The sequence below is a fragment of the Clostridium sp. CAG:221 genome (genome assembly GCA_000435835.1).
Classification (GTDB): Bacteria; Bacillota; Clostridia; order Clostridiales; family Clostridiaceae; genus Clostridium.
Window position 1 is genome coordinate 1 of sequence record FR883378.1, and the last position, 21688, is coordinate 21688.

Below are 21688 nucleotides of genomic sequence, written 5' to 3' on the forward strand. Positions count from 1 at the left end.
ACCGGTAGCACCAGTAGCACCGGTATCACCACTTGTACTTAACAATGTGAAGTCAGTAGAGCTGCCAGGTGTTCCTTGAGGGTTGTTAGTATTTACTAGATATAGTTGATTGTTATATCTAACGACTTGTCCTGCAGTATAGAAAGCTGATAAAGCAGGATTAAAGTTTGAAGGAGTACATGCACCGCTTGGGTTTGATCCTGTTGGACAAGGACAAGGGCAAGGGCAGCACTTAGGGAATGAACAAGGGAATGGATCGAATCCATTACAGCAATGATCAGGTTTACAAGGTTTTGCAGGAACAACAGCTAAAACAGGTGGATTACAAGAATTTGTAGATGCAATAGTAACAAGAGGTGCACGGTTTATGATGCTGTTAGAGCTTAGTGTAATGCTCTTTACTCCAGGAGTACATTGCCAACATCTTACTATTGGGGTAACATCTAGTTTGATATAGCAGCCAATATCAGATTTAAGCAATTTATAGTTAAGTGTAGAAAAATAATCTACTGCAGGTGCAGTATTCCAAGTTACGGTACTTGTATCTACAGCAGTAGTATTATTGCTTATTGATATAGATAGATTACAATCTGTAGTAGACTGAATATTTTCTATATATAGATAAAGTACAGCCATCTTTATTGGAAATGAAAAATTAGTTAAGTCAAAGCTAATTATAGATCTATATTCATTTGCAGCTGGACAACAGGAAGATAAATTTCCTACTAGCAAACTGGAAGCTGAAGAAAAATTACTATCAGGGGTTCCACTAGCAATATAGGTACTTCCAGTTGAAGCTATCTTTATTCCTTTTTTCAATGTTAATCAACTCCTTAATCTAAAACGTAATAAAGTTTAACTCAATATTATAGTATGAGTTTTTATTTTATTAGGTTCGAGTAAAATCGACAGGAATTGAAATTAAATAAAGGTTACATATTTTGATAATTCTATATATAAATTTAAACTAAAGTAACAAAAATATAAACTTAAATTAATATGATAGTGGAAGAAAGATTTTAAGAGGTATTAATGAGTACCATAAGTTTATGTATGATTGTGAAAGATGAAGAAAAGGTAATAGAAAGATGTCTTAACACAGTAGTTGATATAGTTGATGAAATAATTATAGTAGATACTGGCTCACAAGATAGTACAAAAGAAAAAGTAAAAAAGTATAAAGCAGATATTTATGATTTTCCTTGGAAAGATGATTTTGCAGAAGCTAGAAATTTTGCTTTTAGTAAGGCGCGGATGGATTATATATTATGGTTAGATGCAGATGATGTTCTGGAAAAGGAAGATCAAGAGAAGCTAAAGTTATTGAAAGAAAATTTAAATAACACTGTTGATGTAATATCAATGATGTATGTATTATCAACAGATGAGAATAATAATCCAGTAGTTTCATTAAGGCGAAATAGAATTGTTAAAAGGAAAAACAATTATATATGGATAGGTAAAGTACATGAGTATTTAGAGGTTTATGGCAATATATTAAGTGTAGATATTGCTGTAAGACACTTAAAAGATAAGGAATATACTGATAGAAATTTAAAAATATTCCGTAAGATGGCACTTGAAAATCAAGAATTTTCTCCACGAGATTTATTTTATTATGGTAATGAACTGTATGATAATGAATACTATTTTGAAGCTATAAAATCCTATGAGGATTTTATAGCTACTGAAAAAGGATGGATTGAAGATATAAAGCAAGCTCTTATAAAAATTTCAGAGTGCTATGGTTTTATTGGTTATAAGGATAAGGAAGAAGAGTATTTATTTAAGGGCTTACAGTATGATATTCCTTCCAGTGATTTATGTTGTAGAATTGGTTATATATTTTATGAAAAAGAAAAATATGAAATAGCGGCGTTTTGGTATGAGAATGCAATAAATAACTCACCAAAACCAGGAAGTCTGAGCTTAGTTAATAGTTGTATGTATACTTGGGTACCAGCTCTTCAATTATGTGTATGTTATTGTAAGATAGGTGATTTTAATAAAGCTAATGAATATAATGAGTTAGCTGCTAGATATGTACCGAGCCATAGTAGTGTAATCAATAATAGGAAATATCTTTTAAATAAGGTTAAATAATATTTAAAATTCCTTGAAATTATATTATTTTAAGAATATAATTAAGTTAATAAGTCCTGTAGGGGAGTAGTTTGCAGTGAATTACTGTGATAATATCAACAATCATGGCCAATTGGTCTGGTATTATCTTAAAAAACGAGACTTACAGATAGTATGTATAGACATGCTATCTGTAAGTCTCGTTTTTTATACAGGACAAAATAATGGAGGGATTTATATGATTTATTTAATTTACTTAGCGCTGGCAGCAGCAGTAGTATTATTATCTATTAAAGCATCTATATACGTTGATTTATTAGATAAGAACACAAAATTATCAGGGGCATTTATAGGAGGTGTTCTTTTATCAGCAGTAACATCGCTTCCTGAATTATTAACAAGTTTATCATCAACAGTATGGCTAAAGAATCCAGGACTTTCCCTGGGAAATATTTTAGGCAGTAACTTGTTTAACATGACAATCATAGCAGTGCTTATTATTTTATGGACTAATAACTTTAAAAAGTCCAATATATCAAAAAGCCATAGTTATACTGCATGGGTTACAGTTGCTATATATGTAGCAGTAGCCTTAAATATGTTAAATGTGCTTAACTTTGAAATATTAACAGTTTCTATTACATCAATAATTGTATTAGTACTATATATATTAGGAGTTAAGACAATGTCAGGTGATGATAGCGGTTCAGCAGATGAAGGTGAAGAAGAAGCAGCTATAACAACATCACTTTCATTAAAGCAAATAATTGTAAGATTTATTTTAGTAAGTTTTGGATTAGTATTTTCAAGTATATTAATTACATACGTTACTGATATTATAGCAGCTAGACTTAATTTAGGTGCAAGTTTAGCAGGTGCTTTATTATTAGGTATTGCAACATCTCTTCCAGAGCTTACATCATGTGTTTCTCTGGTTAAGATTGGTAACTTCAATGTGGCAGTAGGAAATGTTGTTGGAAGTAATTTATTTAATTTCTTAATTATATTTATAAGTGATTTACTATTTATTGGAGGAACAGTATATAATTTTACTGATAACCAAACAAAAAACTTAGTTTTATTTGGATTAATTAGTACAATATTGATGTTAACTGTACTAAAGATTAAAGATAAAATTAAAAATAAATACATTTTATATATTCCATCCATTGGAATTATAGTTAGCTATTTATTATTCATGATTGTATAAAAAAAGACAAGCATTTTACTATGCTTGTCTTTTCTTACAATATTTATATTAATGAAAATTTAAAAAAATGATAATGTGATTTAATTATAAATTTAATTGAATTTAACAATAAGATATAAAATAATAACATATAAAAAATAAAATAGAAAAATAGGTAAAATATGTTGATGTATAAAGAAAAGGGTGGTAATATGTAAAAAGATTATATTAATTAAAAAAATGAATAATTATTATGACATAGATATAAATAATAGAAAAGAAGGATATATAGATTTAAGATAATAAATTATTCTTATTTGCTCACTCAATGGGTGGGGGGATAGCAGCAAGATTTGTTGAAATGTATCCAGAGTATTTCGCAGCAGCAGTATTAAGTGCTCCAATGATGGAAGTAGATACAGGCTCTGTCAATGCTACATTAGCAAGAACTATAGCCAATTCGATGGTTAGGCTTGGAAAAGGTGTAGATTATGTATTAGGACAAGGTCCATATGAAGAAGGATATTACTTTGATACATCTAATACATTCTCGAAATCGATGTTTGACTATGCTTATGATATAATGATAAAGGAAGAAATGTTCCAAAAGGGTGGAGCATCATATAGATGGTTAAAACAAGCATTTGCACTAACAGATGATTTAACTTTCTTAGAAGAAAACCTTTAATATTATGGAAAAATTACAGAAGTAAAAGATGTAAAAGAAAATTTAGAATTCACTCTGAATTTTCTTTTTTAAATAAATTTATAAAGAATTATATCTTTAATACGACAGTAGTAAATGGAGTAATATTGAAAAGGAGGAAAAGTTAGTGAGTAAAAAATATAATAAAAATATTCATAGATTTATTGCTTTAAGCCTATTTCTTATAAATTGCGTAGTTTTCAATTATAAATGTGTATGGGCTGATAAAATGGTTGAAAGCAACTTAAATGAAATATTCATAAGTGAAGATAATTATGCTTATGAAATGAAAGAAATAGTTGAACCATATCTAAACAACCTTGAAAAAAGTGGATATATAGAAGGTCAGGAAGGAATAGATATTTTTTATAAGAAATATATGGTAGAAGATCCAGTAGGAAGTATAGTAATAAGCCATGGATTTACAGAGGTTATTGATAAATATAATGAAATAATATATTACTTTTTAAAAAATGGTTATTCAGTATTTGCCATGGAGTATAGAGGACATGGAAGATCTGGATATTTAGGTAAAGATACTTCGCAAATATATGTTGAAGATTATAATTACTATATCTTAGATTTAAAAAAGTTTATTGATGAGATTGTTGTTCCAGATAGTGGAGATAAAGATTTATTCTTATTTGCTCATTCAATGGGTGGAGGAATAGCTGCAAAATTTCTTCAGGATTATCCAGAATACTTTGATGCAGCAGTACTTACAGGACCTATGATGGAGGTTAATACAGGGTCATTCCCTAAGTTTATTGCTAGACCTATTACATGGGTAATGGCAAACTTTGGTTTAGGTTATTTATATGCAGCTGGAGAAAAACCATATACTGATGAATATGATTTTGAAGGAGCATGCACATCTTCGGAAGCAAGGTATTCTTATACATATGATAATATTGTTAATAATGAGTTATTCCCAAGAAGTGGTGCTTCATATATGTGGCTTAATGAAAGTTTTAAATTAACAAAGGAAATAACAAAAAAGGATAATGTTGAGAAAATAGAAATTCCAGTATTATTATTTCAAGCAGAAAAAGATACATATGTATTGCCAGGTGGTCAGAATACTTTTGCTTCATATGCAAAGAATTGTGAACTTGTAGTTATTGAAAGCGCACAGCACGATATGTATAGGGAGTCTGATGAAATATTAAAACCATACTTAGAGAAAATATTTAATTTTTATAAAAATACGTAAGATAAATTGATGATCTTGAGAGGAATATTGTGGTAGAGAATGACTTAATGAGAAATCATATGAAAAAAGTAAATAAGATACTTATAAACACTTTTTGGGTAGGCGTGATAATGCATTTATCCTATGTACTTATGGGGGTAACTGTAAATAAAAATCTATTGAGAGTAGCCATACTAGTTTTATCAAATCTACTTGCTATAGCATTAAATAAAAATGAGAGAACAGAAAGTTATGCAAAATGTGTTTTAATAATATCTTTATTAATTCTAGTAGTTACGTATAATACATTTTTTGTTATGACCATATGGCTTATGTTATTTGCTGTTATTTCAACAACAATGTATTTTGATTTAAAGTTTACTAAACAGATGTCTACTATATGATTGCTTTTTAACATAGGTATTCAATTTATTATTGATAATGATGTAATAAATTGGATGGCTATCTTAAATACAGTGCTTTGCTTTGGAGTTCTTATTGTAGTTATGTACTATATAACTAGATGGAGTCAGGAATTCATTATGAAATCAAAAGAAGAAGCAGAAGTTGCTAAAAAACTTTTATCCGAGCTTGAAAAAACTATTGAAATATTAGATAAAAATACAAGAATGTCTAAAGAATTGTGTAAAAACAAATCTTTAGACATTTTAATTTTAAGCCATTATTAATACTTCGCTAGCTTTTACTACAGCAGTAACTTCCGTACCAACGGTTAAATCAAGTTCATCTACAGCCTCAAGAGTTATTGAAGATGAGATAACTACATTTGAAGGAAGTTCTACTTTTACGATAGCATTAACAGCACCTCTATTAATATCAATAATTGTACCAGAAAGCTTATTTCTTGCACTTAATGTTAACTGCCCTCTACCAATTAAGACTGATGTAGATTTAATGATAGCTGTTACTTCTTTTCCCACAGTTATATCTAAATCATCAATAGCTTCTAAAGTGATTGATGATGTAATATGTTGTCCATTAGAAAGTTCTATTTTTACAATACCATTAACAGCTCCTCTAGTAACATCTGTAACTTTACCAATAAATTTATTTCTTGCGCTTAATTTCATGACCATATCTCCTTATAAAAAATTCCTACCATAATTATACATAATATGGTAGGATAATACAATTAATTAAAAGAAAAATATATGTTCTTTAGGAAAAGTAAGCTTTATTATACTGCCTATTTTTAAAGTAAAGTTTTCTTTTTTTAATTTTATATTGATATTACCTGTAGAAATAGGAGAAGATAATGAAACAGTAATATCAAAGGGATTATCTAAAATATCTGATACCTGAAAAGTAAATACATTATCAGAACTGTTATCTTCAGACACAAGAATATTATGAGATCGTATGCCTATATAGCCAATGTTTTCTGGCACTTCATCATTTAAAAGTAGCTCATAACCCCAATCAATGGCATAAACTTTTTTATCAGAAATTTTCTTTGCTTTTGAAATGTTGTTGCAACCTGTAAGTTTTGCTTCAGTAAGGGACTGAGGGAAGTTAAATAAAGCATTTTTATCTCTTTTATTTAGGGCAATTCCCTTATTAAAGACAAGTATATTGGAACATACACGATAACATTCTTCTATATCATGAGTAACAAATATTATATCACCATTAAAGTCCTTTAAAGTATTTACAAGTTCTTTTTCCATGTTATGACGAAGATGATGATCTAAGGCAGAAAAAGGTTCATCTAATAGCAAGATTTCAGGAGATGTTATTAATGCCCTTGCTAGTGCCACTCTTTGCTGCTGTCCACCTGATAGCTGCCAAGGATATCTTTTATTTAGGCCAGTTAAATGGAATTTTTCTATGTATTCATTACAAAGTTTTTTCTTTTCCTGTTTAGATAAATTTTTTAAGGCTATACTTAGATTTTCTTCTATAGTCATGTTAGGGAATAATGCATAATTTTGAAATAAATAGCCTATTTTTCTTTCTTGTGGCGGAAGATTAATTTTTTTTTCAGAATCAAATAGAATTTTATCATTAATTACAATTTTGCCTTTATCAGGTGTTTCTAAACCAGCAATGCATTTTAAGCACATGCTTTTTCCAGAGCCAGATTCACCTAAGAATCCTAGAGAACCGGAACTATTATTAAAACTTGTTTTTAGCTTAAATGTACCAAGGTCTTTTTCAATATTAATTTCTAAAGACATTTATCTTCCCCTCTTCCCTGTAATTTTTAAGTTATATTCAGACCAGTAATTTAAAACCATTATCATAATAAAAGAAATAAAAACAATTATAGCTACCCATTTAAGTGCTGTAGACATATCGCCACTTTCCACCGCAAAAAATATAGCAAGTGGCATGGTTTGAGTTTTACCAGGAATATTACCAGCAATCATCAAAGTGGCACCAAATTCACCCATGGCTCTAGCAAAAGATAATACAATACCTGCTATTATGCCAGGCCAAGCAAGAGGTATAGCAATTTTATAAAATATTTTAAACTCACTTAAGCCTAAAGTTCTAGCAGCAGATATGATATTAGGGTCTATTTGCTCAAAAGATGAGCGGGTAGTTCTATACATCATAGGAAAAGCAACTACAGTTGCCGCAATGACAGTAGCAGTCCATGAAAAAATTATGTTAGTATCAAAAAGTTTTAATAGCTTTCCTACAGGACCATTCTTACCGCAAATAAGCAGCAAGAAAAAGCCAAGAACAGTTGGTGGTAAAATAAGAGGAAGGGTAAAGATGCCATCAATAAATCCCTTAAACCTTCCTTTGTAATTAACAACCAAGTAGGATACTATTATGCCTAATATAAAGGTAATCAGTGTAGCCAGCAAGGATGTTTTTATTGATATCCATAAAGGTGAAAAATTCATAGCATCATACCTCCTTGAAAAATTTTATTCTACAGATTTATAACCATATTTTTTAAATATATTTTGAGCTTCGTCAGTAAATAAGAAATCTTCAAATGCTTTGGCTGCATCAGTATTTTGGCTATCTTTAATAACAGCAACAGGATAAGTAATTGGTGAGTGGTATTCTTCAGAAATAGTTTCTACAATTTTTACGTTCTCGTTGCTTAAAGCATCACTTAAATATACAAAACCAACATCAGCATTTCCAGAAGCAGTCCATGCTAATACTTCTTTAACATCTTTAGCAAAGACAAGTTTATCACTTAAACTGTCTTTAATTGCAAGAGAAGTCAAAGTTTCATCAGCATACTTACCAGCAGGAACACTAGAAGGTTCACCAAGGGCGATTTTAGATACTGTATCAGAAGTTAAGCTATCAATAGAAGTAATTTCACTATTGTTGTTTGAAATAAGCACCAAAGAATTTTTTACTAAATCTTTATTAGTACCATCTAAAAGTAATCCTTCTTCATCTAAGGCAGTCATTTGCTTTTCACCAGCTGAAATAAATAAATCACAAGGTGCACCTTGTTCTATTTGTTGTTGAAGGGATCCAGAAGAACCATAGTTTACAACAAAAGATATTTCAGGATTTTTACTTGTATAGGCAGCTTCTAAGTCAGCCATAGCTTCCTTTAAGCTAGCGGCAGCTGATATATTAAGTTCAATTGATTTATCTTCTTTGTCAGTTGAAGAAGAACATCCTGTTAACAATAATGATAAGCAGCATAAGGTTGATAAGAATTTTAATCTTTTAATCATAATAAAAATACCTCTTTATTTAATAAATTTTATAAAATATAATTAGTTTTGTTATGTTTTAATATGTTTCAACATGTTTTGTTATAATCGTTAATATAGCATGAAAGTAATGAAATTTCAATTTATAAAGGAAATTGAAGGATTAGGTGGATGTGATACTAAAGATACCGGCAAAATAATGGCAATAACTTAAGGAATATAATATAATTTATATAATAATATTTACAAAGGAGTTAAGGAAATGGATAATTTAAAAGCACTTAAGAAACAGCTTAAGGAAGATATAATTACATATGATTGTATTGATTATATTGATGAAGATGGAAAGCTTGTTGAATATGTAGAAGTTACAATGGTAGATAAGATAATAGATGTACCAATGAGCTTAAAAGAAGTTAATATAGGATTATTAGTAAATAGAATAATTGAATTAGGATTATATAAATAAAAAATAAGCTGTATAAACATACAGCTTATTTTTTATTTATAACATTGGCCATAAGTGTTTATTCCGCCAAAGCTTCCATAGTCAAAATGAAAATCATTATAAAGAGAATCCATTGTTACTACCATGTTTCTAGGAGTGTTAAATAATCTGTAGGCAATATATACAGGAGCAGTAATAGTAATTGATATTCTTTCAGGAGAGCTGGCAAAATTGGCACCAGCTTTTATTAATGATTCATAATATGATTCACAGCCTCCTGCAATAATAACTAATTTATTAGTATCAGGATTATATCTTCTAGCCAGTAGTACAGATTGAATAAAATATTTTGAATATTTATAGTCATTGATATTTCTAGAGTATGGATTAGTAGTCTTACTACAATCATGCCCTGTTACAACTAATATATTGGGGTTGTATTTACTTAATAAATATAGGATATATTGAGGCTGTTTTTCTTCTTTAATAACTACTCCTATTACATTTACATTTAAATACTTATATAAACTTATGCACTGCTTAAGACAAGATATATCAGAATCTATATGAAGAACAAGACCAGAGCAGCAATTTTTTAACCATGGAGGATTGGTATAAGCTATAGTTTTCATAGTATCTAAAATATTCTGCATAATTAAATATAACAGTTGATATGCAGAAATCCTCCTTAAAATTTTATATATTACATATTATGCAGTTACATAATTAAATGATAGTAGATGAAGAAAAATACTAAATTTTTTATATAACTTTAGCAGTTAAGGAATAAAAGAAAAAAGAATAATTAAAAATAAGTATATTAAATATTTATTATTAAGGAGAGGACAATATGAAAGTAGTAAGATCTACCTGTAATTATTGCTCAATAGCATGTAATTTTGATTTTCATGTTAACGAAGAAAATTTTATAAATGCGGTGAAACCTACAGAGGATTATCCAGTAAATGCAGGATTTTGTTGTGTAAAAGGACTTAATTTAGATAAGCAAAATACTAAATTTGAAAATCCTGTACTTCCAATATTGAAGGATAAAAATGGTGATTTAAAGCAGATATCTTGGAAGGAAGCTTTTAATATATTTGCTGAACGTGTAAAAAAGATTCAAAAGGAGAATGGTAAAGAAAGCTTTGCATTTTTAAGTACAGGTCAATTATGCACTGAAGAGATGGCTCTTATTGGTCACATAGGCAGGACTTTCTTAGGTGGTAATGGTGATGGTAATACTAGACTTTGCATGGCTACATCAGTTGTAGCATATAAACAAAGCTTTGGATTTGATGCGCCACCATATACTTTAAAGGATTTAGAACTTTCTGATGTAATAATATTTTTTGGTAGCAATCCAGTGGTAGCACATCCAATATTATGGAGTAGAGTATTAAAAAATGAAATTAAGGATAAAAAGATTATAGTGATAGATCCAAGAAGAAGTGAGACAGCTTGTAATTCAGATATATGGATAGATCTTAAACCTAAGAGTGACTTATATCTTATATATGCCATAGCAAATGTACTTATTGAAAACAATTGGATTGATGAGGAGTTTATCAGAAATCATACAGAAGACTTTGAAGGTTTTAAAGAACATATTAAAAAATATGATATAAATGATGTGGAAGAATATACTGGAATTTCTAAGGGGAGAGTTAAAGAGTTAGCAGAAATAATACATAAAGGTAAAAATGTATCATTTTGGTGGACCATGGGAGTAAATCAAGGATATCAAGCTGTAAGAACAGCACAAGGAATTATTAATTTAGCGCTAATGACTGGAAATATAGGAAGACCAGGTACAGGAGCAAATTCTATAACAGGACAATGTAATGCCATGGGTTCAAGGGCATTTAGCAATACTACAGGTCTTTATGGTGGAGGAGAATACACTGATGAAAAAAGAAGGAAAGCTGTTGCAGAAGCTTTAGATATTGATGAAGATATGCTTCCTACTAAGCCAACATTGCCTTATAACGTCATAGTAGATAAGATACTTTCAGGTGAAATAAAGGCATTATGGATAGTTGCCACTAATCCAATAGTATCATGGATAAATGATTATGAATTTAAGAAAGCAGCAGAAAAACTTGAATTTCTAGTGGTACAGGATATTTATAGTGATACTGAAACAGCTAAGTATTGTGATTTGTTCTTGCCATCAACTAATGGATTAAAGAAGGAAGGAGTAATTATAAATACTGAGAGAAGACTTTCTAAGTTAGATCCTGTACTTCCAAAGATGGAAAATGAACTATCAGATTATGATATTGCATTAGGTATAGGTAAAGCATTAGGAATGGGTAAGCTTTTAGATAAATGGAAGACTCCAGAGATAGCCTTTAATACTATAAAGCAATGTACTAAAGGAACTCCTTGTGATATAACTGGTGTAACTTATGAAAATCTTAAGGAATCTAGAGGTATACAATGGCCGTTTAGGGAAGGAGAAAAGCTAGAAGAAGATGAAAGAAGGCTCTTTGAAGATAAACATTTTTATACTGCCAGTGGAAAAGCAAAATTTATCTATGAAGATATAGAGGAAGTTAAATATAAGCAAAATGAAGAATATCCATATTTACTTAACACAGGCAGAGCTACTGTAGGTCAATGGCATACACTAACAAGGACAAGAGAAATACAGGATGTATATGCTATTTCAGTTAAAGAAGGGTATGTAAATATGAACCCTGATTTAGCAGAAGAATTAGGTATAAATGAAAATGAAAAGATAAAGATAGTATCACCAAATGGAGTGATAAATTATTTCATTGTTAAATTTAGCAGGACTGTAAAGAAAGATCATTTATTTGCACCAATGCATTATGTAGAGGCAAATTCAGTGCTGCCATCTATCTTTGATAAGTATTCAAAAGAGCCTAGTTTTAAATATGTACCAGTTAACATAGAAAAAGTATATTAGGAGAAAAGCTATGAAAAGGATAAAGATTGATAGGAAAAAATGTATAGGATGTTTAACATGTACTACAGCATGTAAAGTGGCTCATGGAGGAAGAGATACAAGAGGTCATGTAGTAATTAATAGTCAAGGAAATTATGCACCAATTTATTGTAGGCACTGTACAAGACCAGAATGTGTTTATGCATGTCCTACTGGTGCAATGCAAAAAGATAATGAAACTGGCTATGCACTTTATGATAAAAGCAGATGTGCAACATGTTTTATGTGCATAATGGCATGTCCTTATGGAGTATTAAAAATGGATTATCAGACCAATAGAGAAGTTATGAAATGTGATATGTGTCTTACTGTCAAAGAACAGACTCCACAGTGTGCAGCAAAATGCCCAATGGGAGCATTAACCTTACAGGAGGTGGAATCATAAGATGGCATATGTAGTAGTAGGTGCTTCAGCTGCTGGAATAAATGCAGCTAAGACTTTAAGAGAAATAAATAAAGATATAGAAATCATCTTAGTATCAAAAGATGAATATGTATATTCACGTTGTATTTTGCATCATTTCTTAGATGGACGCCGTGATATAGAAGATTTAGACTTTTCTCCAGGAGAGTTTTTCAAAAAATATGATATTAAATGGATGAAGGGCGTGGAAGTAACAGGCATTGATACGAAAGAAAAAAAGCTTAAACTAGATAATGGAGAAGACTTGCCATATGAAAAGGTAGTATTGGCAACAGGTGCATCATCATTCCTACCTCCAATAGAAAATTTGCGTACTGCCAATAATGTAATAGGATTAAGAAATTTAGATGATGCCATAAGGATAAAAGAAATAGCTCCAAAAGTTAAAAATATTATTATACTAGGAGCAGGTCTTGTTGGTGTAGATGCAATGGCAGGTCTGTTAGATTATGATGCCAAAGTAACTATGATAGAAATGGGAGATAGGATATTACCACTGCAACTAGATCATTATGCAGCCAATGTATATATTGAAAGGTTGAAAGAGGAAGGGGTGGATTTTAGATTTAATGTAAGAGCAGAAAAAGTAATTGTTGATGAAAATAATAATCCTGTGGCAATAAAATTGAATACTGGTGAAGAAGTTCCAGGAGAACTTATCATTGCATGTACAGGTGTAAGGTCTAATGTAGGTTTTCTAGAAGGTTCTGGTATTGAATGTGATAAATTTGGCTTAATATTTAATCCTAAAGGAGAAACAAATGTTAAAGATGTTTATGGAGCAGGAGATATAAGTGGAAGAAATCCTATATGGCCAACTGCAGTAAAGGAAGGATTAATTGCAGCCAACAATATGTGCAATAAGGATATATATATGGAAGATTTTTTTGGTAGTAAAAATACTATGAATTTTTGTGGTGTAGCAACAATGTCCTTAGGAACTGTTATTAAGCCAGATGATACTTATGAAGAAGCTGTAGAGATAAAAGGAAAGGATTATAAAAAGATTATACATAAGAATGGAACAATTTATGGAGCAATAGTTCAAGGAGACTTATCATATGTAGGTGTATTAACACAGCTTATAAAAGATAAGATAAATATAGATAGGGTTAAGAAACCAATATTCCAAATTGATTATTCTGACTTCTTTAACGAAAAGGAAAATTTAGAATTTGTATATTAGGGGTTATATGTATGTTTGGTATTCCTTTAATTGAGTGGATAGGATATTTAGCATCAATATTAATAGCCATATCCATGTTTATGAAAGATATAGTTAAATTGAGATTTATTAATCTTGTAGGATCTTTACTTTTTGCTTTTTATGGATTTAGCATCAAAGCATATCCAGTAGCAATAATAAATTCAATAATAGTTTTTATAAATATATATTATTTATATAAATTATATAATAAAAATTAAAATTTTTAGTAAATGTTTTCATAAATATAAGTTAAGCTGAATATATCTTTTTATATAAGGAAATAAAAAAAGTTATGTATAAAAAATTTATTTCTGTAAAAGATAAATTTTATTAAATGAATTTAGGAGGTTTTGGTTATGAACAATTATTCTCAAATGGACATTACTTCATATTTAGCAAAGTATATTGATGAAAACGGATGTAGCTTTGAACAGGCATGTGAGGATTTAGGAATTGATGAAACCCAGCTTTCAAGTGAAAAAGATGAGTACGAAATGTATTAATTAAGTATAAGTGTAAAACCTATTGATAAAAAATAGATATCAATAGGTTTTAATTTTTATAAATTACATAAGTATAATAATATAAACATTAGAATATTAATATTAGTAGCCATAAAGACAATTATTAATTATTTTCAATTGATATAAGGGGGGAATTATATGTTAAATGCTAAGTACAAAGTAGAAAAAATGTTTTTGAGACAAGTATTTAATTATTTACGAAAGAACCCAGAAGAGAATTTAGAAAAGATAATGAAATGGATTAGAAAATTTGATACAGAACACTTATATGATGACCAATATGATGTTATTGAAGGTTATTTAGCAGAAAAAGATAATAATTGGAGACAACTGATGGTGAGAATGACCAAAGAAATAAATCCAAACATATTACAAACAGTATTTACAAATTTCTTACTTAATGCAGCAATAAAAGGATGGGGAGAAATTGAAAAAAATAAAGAAAAGTATGGTTATGATATACCATTTACAATTTTAGTAGATCCAACTACTGCATGTAATAAAAAATGTATTGGTTGTTGGGCAGCTGATTATAATAAGGCTTTAAATTTATCTTTTGAACAATTAGATAAATTGTTCACTGAAGGAAAGGAACTGGGAATATACTTCTATATAATGACTGGAGGAGAGCCTCTAGTAAGGAAAAAAGATATACTAAGGCTTGCTGAAAAACATGATGATTGTGTATTTATGATATTTACCAATGGAACACTTATTGATCAACAATTTTGTGATGATTTATGCAGATTAGGTAATATAGTACCTACTATAAGCGTAGAAGGATTTGGTGATGCTACCGATGGAAGAAGAGGAAAAGGTTCTTGGAAAGATATAATGCGAGCAATGGATTTAATGAAATTAAACAAAGTTCCTTTTGGCTTCTCTACTTGCTTTACAACTGCAAATTGTGATAGCGTCTTAAGTGATAAATTTATTGATTTAATGATAGATAAAGGAGCATTTTTCTCATGGTATTTCACCTTCATGCCAGTTGGATGTGGTACAGATACTTCATTAATGGCTAATCCAGATCAAAGAGAAAAATTATATAGGACTATCCGTGGATGGAGAAATAACAAAGCTATCTTTAATATGGATTTTTGGCATGATGCTGAATATGTTGGAGGCTGTATTGCTGGAGGAAGACGTTATTGCCATATCAATGCCAATGGAGATGTTGAACCATGTGTATTTTGTCATTATTCAGGAGCTAATATTAAGGAGGTATCATTGGTAGAAGCTTTGGGACAACCGCTATTTAGAGAGTATCAAAAAAATCAACCTTTTAATGAAAACCAATTTAGACCATGTCCTATATTAGATAATGCACCTAAGATTGCAGAAATGGTTAAGAATTCAGGGGCTAAGTCTACAGAATTTATTAATCCAGAAGAAGTAGACGATTTATGCAAGAAGACCATTGAATATGGAAAGACATGGGCTAAGAGGGCAGAACCATTATGGAAAGAAAATTTAAGATGTAAAAAAGGTTGTGCTAGTTGTAGTAAAAAAGATGAAAAAAATAATTATATGAAAGTATAATATAATATTTAGTTTTTAGGGGGATGCCAGAATACGTTAGCTAAGTGTTAAATCTTAAAAAAAGAAATTGTCTAAAAAGGCAATTTCTTTTTTATAATAAATCTTCATTATAAGTAGCACGAATACCACCAATGAATTTAGGCCTTGTTCTAGCAGCAAGTAAGATAGCATTTCCAATATGGTCAATGCTTAAACGTAAAGGTACAGCAACTTCTTTTAAGTGCATACCAATAAGAGTTCCACCAATATCTAGACCAGCATCAGCTTTTATATGCTCTACAGCCACAGGCTCCTTAAAAGTCTTATAAGCAGTTGTGGCAAATGATCCACCAGCCTTAGGTTGAGGGATAACATTAACATCATCATATAGTGGAACAGCGGCACGTTCAACAATGATAGCTCTATTTAAATGTTCACAGCATTGAGCTGCCAGATATATATTTTTTGAAGAAAGCACTTCATAAATTCCTTTAAAGACAGCTTCTGCAGTTTCAAGGCTTGAATGTGTGCCAATAAGTTCTCCAGTAACTTCACTGGAAGAGCATCCGATGATAACTATATTTCCTTCTTTAAGCTTAGCTTTTTCACATAATTCTTCAGTGGCTTGTTTAGCTTGGTTATAAATAGAATCTAATAATTCAGACATATATTTTATTCTCCTTTAAAAGCAAGATTTTTAAGCTATTATTGCTATATATTATATTGTTATTATATCTCATAATAATATGATTATAAATATGAGCATACATATAAATCACAATAATTCAAATAATATAAGTGAATAATTATAAGGAGTATTTATCTTGCATCATTAAATGCAAGTTTAGCTGGTTATGGAGGAATTATTGCACAATGTGAAAATCAGCAATTACGTGCCACTATACAAGAAATGAGAAATAAAGATGAAGTACGCCAATATCTTCTTTTTACAAAAGCAAAAGAAAAGGGCTACTATATTCCAGCACAACAAGCAACACCTGAAGAAATTGCTACTGTAAAGCAACAAATGTCTCAAGGATAATATTATGAAGTAAAAAAAATCTATATTAAGTTTAAATAAAGAATATAAAATAGCCTGTCACAAAGATGATGCAGGCTATTTAAAATAAATTTATTTATTATGTTTTAAGAAAAAGTTTATATGTGTATAATTTAGGTATTAACGATAAGTATCTGATTACTTGAAGTAATATTAAGGACAAGCAATATAGAGAAATTATTTATTAAACTCGTAATACCAAGCAGTTTGCGATTGTTTTCATATGTGTTTGTAACATTATCGAATTCTTCACCAGTTAAAACATTTATATTTTGGTTATCTACTTGATCTTTATAAAGGTTTGTTTTAGCAATATTACTTATAACATATTCTGTTAAAGAATACTTATAACCTTATGCTATTTTTGGTATGTGTAATGAATGGTATTTACGAGGGTTGTTAGAAGATCCTGAAATGATTAGCAATTTAGTTAAAGCCCATCAAGAGAAGGAAAAAGCACTAGAAGAACTTAATAAGCAAAATAAAAAATAATTATTGTTCGTTAAATTATGCATAAAAACTAAATTTTTATTAAAATATATTGCGTATATAAATAAAGTGTGGTATAAAATATGTACAAACACGAATAAAAAGTTTAAAATTTTAAAAAATATTTATATAATGGGAGAAGCAAATGAAAAAGAAAAGATTATTATTAGGATTTTTAAGTGTTTTATTAGTTTTTACATTAGTAGGATGTAATAATAAGAAAGCTGAAAATAGCAACGCTAAAGTATTAGGTGTAATAGGAGCTATGGAGGAAGAAGTAGAAATATTAAAAAGTAAGATGACTATAGCTGAAACAGAAGTTATTGCAGGAATGGAATTTTATAAAGGAACTTTTGAAGGAAAAGATATAGTTTTAGTACGTTCAGGTGTTGGAAAAGTAAATATGGCAACTTGTACTCAGATATTAATTGATAAATTTAATGTTACAGCTTTAATAAACTCAGGAGTAGCAGGTACTTTAAATCCATCTTTAGAGCAAGGAGATATAGTAATTTCTACAGAAGCAGTACAACATGATTTTGATACTACAGTATTTGGAGATCCACTTGGAGAAATATCAAGATTAGGTGTTACTTTCTTTGAAGCTGATCAAGATATGATTGAAATTGCTAAAGAAGCATCTAAAAATGTTCCAGAAGTTACAGTAAAAGAAGGCCGTATTGCATCAGGAGATCAGTTTGTTGCTGGTGGTGAAATAGCAGAAAGAATAAAAAGTAATTTTGGTGAAGTAAGTGCTGTGGAAATGGAAGGAGCAGCTATGGCTCAAGTTGCATACTTAAATGAAGTTCCATATGTTATACTTCGTTCAATATCAGATAAAGCTAATGGAGAAGCAGAACTTTCATATGAAGAGTTTTTACCTATAGCTGCAAAAAATGCTAGTAAAATGGTAGAGGAATTTATAAAACTTTATTAATAGAATAAATAAGTAAAGATGGTATCTTAAAATTAATTTTAAGATACCATCTTTAATATTAAATATTATTAACAGCTTCCCCTAAAACCTTACCAATAGCATCATGAATTACAAGATCAGCATTAGAATCAGCAGAAGTTGAACTCTTATTAATTAAGATAAGATTCTTACCTCTAAATTAATTTATAAGTCCAGCAGCAGGATAGACAACTAGAGAAGTTCCACCTATAATTAAGGTATCTGCTTTAGAAATGGCATCAATAGAACCTCTAATTACATTATCATCTAAGCCTTCTTCATATAAATCACAATAAGTCAAATAATATAAGTGAATAATTATAAGGAGTGATTATATGGCTAATTTAAATCAATTAGAGCTTCAAAATCTTCGTCACTTAATTGGAGCTCACTGTACAATTGAAAAGAAACTTGAGTTTTATGCATCACAATGTACAGATCCAACTTTTAAGGACATGTTAACAAAAGATACTGCAGATGCAAATCCAGAAAAGCATATTGAAGACTGGGGATTAGAAGATCCTACAGGAAAATGTGATGAAGAATTTATTAATACTTCTAAAATTATAGAAAGCAAAATTAAAGATTTAGCAGAAAGAATAAAGAATAATAATTTATAAGAGACCTAAAAAATTAACTGCCCCCTGTCTACTTTACAGTGGCAGTTAAAAGTAGGTCTCTTTTATTATAGGTTATTAACAGTTTTATTTAATTTATTGTTGGTGATATAGTGCTTAAAATAAATAGTTACGTATTTCTTATAAGTAGCTATTTATTTTTGGATAAAAGGATAATTGTTGTCTATAATTAAATTATTAAAATTATATTTAATAAATTTGCGTATATATTATTATAAAAACAACACTTTTACATATAAAAACAACATTTTTACATATTTTATTATATTAATAAATAGTATAATTACTTTACATTGAAAAATTGTTAGAGGTGAGGGATAAATATGGCAATAATATATAATGAAGATAAAAAAGTATTTAATATAAAATCTAAAAATACAAGCTATGCATTAATGGTAGCTGATACAGGTCATTTAATACATTTATACTGGGGAAGAAAGCTAGAATCTAATAAGTTAGATTATATTTTTAAGAAATATGGTAAAGGAAGCTTTCTAGCTGATACAGATAATATTGATAATTTTAGTATAGAATTAAATACAGTTGAATATCCAACATATGGTCATACTGATTTACGTTCTCCTGCAATAGAAATAAAATTAGCTAACGGAACAACACTTACTGATTTTAGATATGAAAATCACAGCATTTTTAGAGGAAAAAAGGAACTTAGAGGATTACCTGCTACGTATATGGAAAACGATATAGATGGAGAAACTTTAGAAATTACTTTAGTGGATAAATTAGCAGAATTAAGAATTGTTTTATCATATACAGTATTTGAAGAATATGATGCAATAACAAGAAGCTGTAGAGTTATAAATAACAGTAATAATAACGTTGAGATTTTAAGAGTTTTAAGTGCTAATGTTGATTTTAATAGTAATGAATTTGATTTAATTCAATTATCAGGAGCATGGGCTAGAGAAAGACATATGGTAAGAACTCCATTAAGAAGTGGAAATCAATTGATAGAAAGTAGAAGAGGGGCTAGTAGTCATGCTCAAAATCCATTTATAGCTTTAGCAAGTCATGATGCTAATGAAGAGTATGGAGATGTATATGGATTAAATTTAATATATAGTGGAAATTTTTTAGCTAATGTAGAAGTTGATATGTATAATAATTCAAGAGCACAAATAGGTATTAATCCTTTTGATTTTTCATGGCTTTTAGAGCCAAATGAAGAATTCCAAGCTCCGGAAGCAGTTCTTGTATATTCATCAAATGGGTTAACAGGAATGAGTCATATATTCCATGATTTATATAGAAAGAGACTATGTAGAGGGGTATATAGAGATAAAGAAAGACCTATATTAATTAATAACTGGGAAGCAACATATTTCAATTTTAATGGAGAAAAAATTAAGAGCATAGCAAAAGATGCAGCAGACCTTGGAATTGAATTATTTGTCTTAGATGATGGATGGTTTGGAACAAGAGATAATGACGATAGTTCATTAGGTGACTGGTTTGTAAATGAAGAAAAAATTCAAGGTACATTAAATGATTTAGCAAAAGATATAAATGAAATGGGATTAAAATTTGGTTTATGGTTTGAGCCAGAAATGATATCTCCTAAGAGTAAGTTATATGAAGAACATCCAGATTGGTGTATTCATGTTCCAGGAAGAACTAGAAATCAAGCTAGAAAGCAATTAATTTTAGATTTATCAAGAGAAGAAGTATGTGATGCTATAATAAAAATGCTTAAAGATGTATTAAAATCAGCACCAATATCTTATGTTAAGTGGGATATGAACAGAAACATGACAGAAATAGGATCAAGTAATTTACCAAGAGAAAGACAAAAAGAAGTAGCTCATAGATATATGCTTGGTTTATATAGAATTATGGAAACAATAACATCAGAGTTTCCAGAAATATTATTTGAAAGTTGCTCAGGGGGGGGTGGAAGATTTGATGGCGGAATGTTATATTATATGCCACAAACTTGGGCAAGCGATGATACGGATGCTATAGAAAGATTAAAAATTCAATATGGAACTTCTCTAGTATATCCAACAGTAACAATGGGAAGTCATGTGTCAGAAGTACCTAATCATCAAGTAGGAAGAATAACACCTCTAAGCACAAGAGCAGCTGTAGCAATGGAAGGAAGCTTTGGATATGAATTAGATATAAATAAAATGACCAGTGAAGAAAAGGAAGAAGTTAAAAAACAAGTAGAATTCTATAAAGAAATAAGACAAATATGTCAATTTGGAGATTTATATAGATTAAAAAATACTTTTGACGGAAATGATGCAGCTTGGATGCATTTATCAAAAGATAAATCGAAAGGTGTTATAACTTACGTTAAGCCATATGGTGAGGTTAATGTATTACCTAAGAGATTAAAGTTAAGAGGATTAGAAAAAGAAGCCATATATAAAGTTGTAGAAACTAATGAAGTATATGGCGGAGATGAATTAATGTACGTAGGATTATATATAGGAGAATTATTGGGAGATTATCAAAGTAGAGTTTGGACAATAGAAAAAATATAGATATAAAGGGGATGTATCGAAATAACTTTCGATACTAGCCGATAAAAAAAGGGGAATTCGAGTTTGAATTCCCTTTTTTGCATATAATATCGTTATGAAAAACTTCAAAA

The 21688-nt window shown here is 29.5% G+C and carries 22 protein-coding genes and 3 pseudogenes; 17 read left to right on the forward strand and 8 right to left on the reverse strand.

All coding sequences use genetic code 11. The features are described 5' to 3' along the window. Window positions 1–819, reverse strand: an 819-nt coding sequence (locus Q5O44_RS03280) for a DNRLRE domain-containing protein (RefSeq protein ID WP_302637293.1), incomplete at its 3' end; no start/stop codon positions are given. A gap of 213 nt (window positions 820–1032) precedes the next feature. On the opposite strand from Q5O44_RS03280, the gene Q5O44_RS03285 reads away from it, so the two are divergent. From Q5O44_RS03285 to Q5O44_RS03310, 6 genes and pseudogenes are all read left to right on the forward strand, one after another. Next, entirely contained in the window at window positions 1033–2103 is a 1071-nt protein-coding gene (locus Q5O44_RS03285) for a glycosyltransferase family 2 protein (protein WP_022166961.1), read from the forward strand. A 217-nt stretch (window positions 2104–2320) separates the two neighbouring features. Further along, a complete protein-coding gene (locus tag Q5O44_RS03290) occupies window positions 2321–3292 on the forward strand; it encodes a sodium:calcium antiporter (protein WP_291659968.1) in 972 nt (323 codons plus the stop codon). 295 nt (window positions 3293–3587) lie between these two features. Next, window positions 3588–3959: pseudogene (locus tag Q5O44_RS03295) on the forward strand (alpha/beta fold hydrolase); the annotation flags it as partial. Between the two features lie 145 nt (window positions 3960–4104). Then, window positions 4105–5190, forward strand: a complete 1086-nt coding sequence (locus Q5O44_RS03300; RefSeq protein WP_022166964.1) for an alpha/beta fold hydrolase — start codon at window positions 4105–4107, stop codon at window positions 5188–5190. Between the two features lie 29 nt (window positions 5191–5219). Continuing rightward, window positions 5220–5573 carry a hypothetical protein gene (locus Q5O44_RS03305; RefSeq protein WP_022166965.1) on the forward strand — a complete coding sequence of 118 codons (354 nt, stop codon included), beginning with the start codon at window positions 5220–5222 and terminating at the stop codon, window positions 5571–5573. After that, on the forward strand, window positions 5574–5858 hold the full coding sequence (locus tag Q5O44_RS03310) for a hypothetical protein (RefSeq protein WP_302637296.1): 285 nt from the start codon (window positions 5574–5576) through the stop codon (window positions 5856–5858). It abuts the gene before it with no gap. On the opposite strand, the gene Q5O44_RS03315 is transcribed toward Q5O44_RS03310, so the two are convergent. From Q5O44_RS03315 to modA, 4 genes are all read right to left on the reverse strand, one after another. After that, window positions 5844–6260, reverse strand: coding sequence for a molybdopterin-binding protein (locus tag Q5O44_RS03315; protein WP_022166967.1), 417 nt, complete (start codon window positions 6258–6260; stop codon window positions 5844–5846). The genes Q5O44_RS03310 and Q5O44_RS03315 overlap by 15 nt on opposite strands. A gap of 66 nt (window positions 6261–6326) precedes the next feature. Beyond that, window positions 6327–7367: a sulfate/molybdate ABC transporter ATP-binding protein gene (locus Q5O44_RS03320; RefSeq protein WP_022166968.1), complete on the reverse strand. Its 1041-nt coding sequence runs from the start codon at window positions 7365–7367 to the stop codon at window positions 6327–6329. Further along, window positions 7368–8045, reverse strand: a complete 678-nt coding sequence (gene modB, locus Q5O44_RS03325) for a molybdate ABC transporter permease subunit (protein ID WP_022166969.1) — start codon at window positions 8043–8045, stop codon at window positions 7368–7370. Between the two features lie 24 nt (window positions 8046–8069). Continuing rightward, a complete protein-coding gene (gene modA / locus Q5O44_RS03330) occupies window positions 8070–8849 on the reverse strand; it encodes a molybdate ABC transporter substrate-binding protein (RefSeq protein ID WP_022166970.1) in 780 nt (259 codons plus the stop codon). A 241-nt stretch (window positions 8850–9090) separates the two neighbouring features. On the opposite strand from modA, the gene Q5O44_RS03335 reads away from it, so the two are divergent. Then, window positions 9091–9297 carry a hypothetical protein gene (locus Q5O44_RS03335; RefSeq protein WP_022166971.1) on the forward strand — a complete coding sequence of 69 codons (207 nt, stop codon included), beginning with the start codon at window positions 9091–9093 and terminating at the stop codon, window positions 9295–9297. Between the two features lie 32 nt (window positions 9298–9329). Here Q5O44_RS03335 and Q5O44_RS03340 read toward each other — a convergent pair whose 3' ends face one another. Then, the gene (locus tag Q5O44_RS03340; protein ID WP_302637300.1) at window positions 9330–9908 is read right to left on the reverse strand and encodes a sporulation peptidase YabG; all 579 of its coding nucleotides are present in this window, start codon (window positions 9906–9908) and stop codon (window positions 9330–9332) included. A gap of 218 nt (window positions 9909–10126) precedes the next feature. Between Q5O44_RS03340 and Q5O44_RS03345 the strand changes: the two genes are divergently transcribed. The 6 genes from Q5O44_RS03345 (at window position 10127) to Q5O44_RS03370 (ending at window position 15947) form a co-directional block, all read left to right on the forward strand. Beyond that, on the forward strand, window positions 10127–12211 hold the full coding sequence (locus tag Q5O44_RS03345; protein WP_022166973.1) for a molybdopterin oxidoreductase family protein: 2085 nt from the start codon (window positions 10127–10129) through the stop codon (window positions 12209–12211). Between the two features lie 10 nt (window positions 12212–12221). Further along, window positions 12222–12635: a 4Fe-4S dicluster domain-containing protein gene (locus tag Q5O44_RS03350; protein WP_022166974.1), complete on the forward strand. Its 414-nt coding sequence runs from the start codon at window positions 12222–12224 to the stop codon at window positions 12633–12635. Between the two features lies 1 nt (window position 12636). Then, window positions 12637–13860: an NAD(P)/FAD-dependent oxidoreductase gene (locus Q5O44_RS03355; protein ID WP_022166975.1), complete on the forward strand. Its 1224-nt coding sequence runs from the start codon at window positions 12637–12639 to the stop codon at window positions 13858–13860. 11 nt (window positions 13861–13871) lie between these two features. Further along, window positions 13872–14099: a YgjV family protein gene (locus Q5O44_RS03360; protein WP_022166976.1), complete on the forward strand. Its 228-nt coding sequence runs from the start codon at window positions 13872–13874 to the stop codon at window positions 14097–14099. Between the two features lie 138 nt (window positions 14100–14237). Further along, a complete protein-coding gene (locus Q5O44_RS03365; protein ID WP_022166977.1) occupies window positions 14238–14384 on the forward strand; it encodes a hypothetical protein in 147 nt (48 codons plus the stop codon). A gap of 159 nt (window positions 14385–14543) precedes the next feature. Then, window positions 14544–15947, forward strand: a complete 1404-nt coding sequence (locus Q5O44_RS03370) for a radical SAM protein (protein WP_022166978.1) — start codon at window positions 14544–14546, stop codon at window positions 15945–15947. Between the two features lie 91 nt (window positions 15948–16038). Here Q5O44_RS03370 and Q5O44_RS03375 read toward each other — a convergent pair whose 3' ends face one another. Next, entirely contained in the window at window positions 16039–16593 is a 555-nt protein-coding gene (locus tag Q5O44_RS03375; protein ID WP_022166979.1) for a TIGR01440 family protein, read from the reverse strand. Between the two features lie 135 nt (window positions 16594–16728). On the opposite strand from Q5O44_RS03375, the gene Q5O44_RS03380 reads away from it, so the two are divergent. Both Q5O44_RS03380 and Q5O44_RS03385 read left to right on the forward strand, forming a co-directional pair. Next, entirely contained in the window at window positions 16729–16968 is a 240-nt protein-coding gene (locus Q5O44_RS03380; RefSeq protein ID WP_370545560.1) for a spore coat protein, read from the forward strand. 652 nt (window positions 16969–17620) lie between these two features. Further along, window positions 17621–18412, forward strand: a complete 792-nt coding sequence (locus Q5O44_RS03385) for a 5'-methylthioadenosine/adenosylhomocysteine nucleosidase (RefSeq protein ID WP_022166980.1) — start codon at window positions 17621–17623, stop codon at window positions 18410–18412. 58 nt (window positions 18413–18470) lie between these two features. Here Q5O44_RS03385 and Q5O44_RS03390 read toward each other — a convergent pair. Beyond that, a pseudogene (locus tag Q5O44_RS03390) lies at window positions 18471–18716 on the reverse strand (NAD-dependent protein deacylase); the annotation flags it as partial. Window positions 18717–18915: 199 nt separating this feature from the next. Here Q5O44_RS03390 and Q5O44_RS03395 point away from each other — a divergent pair. Together Q5O44_RS03395 and Q5O44_RS03400 are read left to right on the forward strand one after the other, a co-directional pair. Further along, a pseudogene (locus Q5O44_RS03395) lies at window positions 18916–19050 on the forward strand (arsenate reductase ArsC); the annotation flags it as partial. Window positions 19051–19391: 341 nt separating this feature from the next. Next, window positions 19392–21578, forward strand: a complete 2187-nt coding sequence (locus tag Q5O44_RS03400; RefSeq protein WP_022166982.1) for an alpha-galactosidase — start codon at window positions 19392–19394, stop codon at window positions 21576–21578. The last annotated feature ends 110 nt before the right edge of the window (window positions 21579–21688 follow it).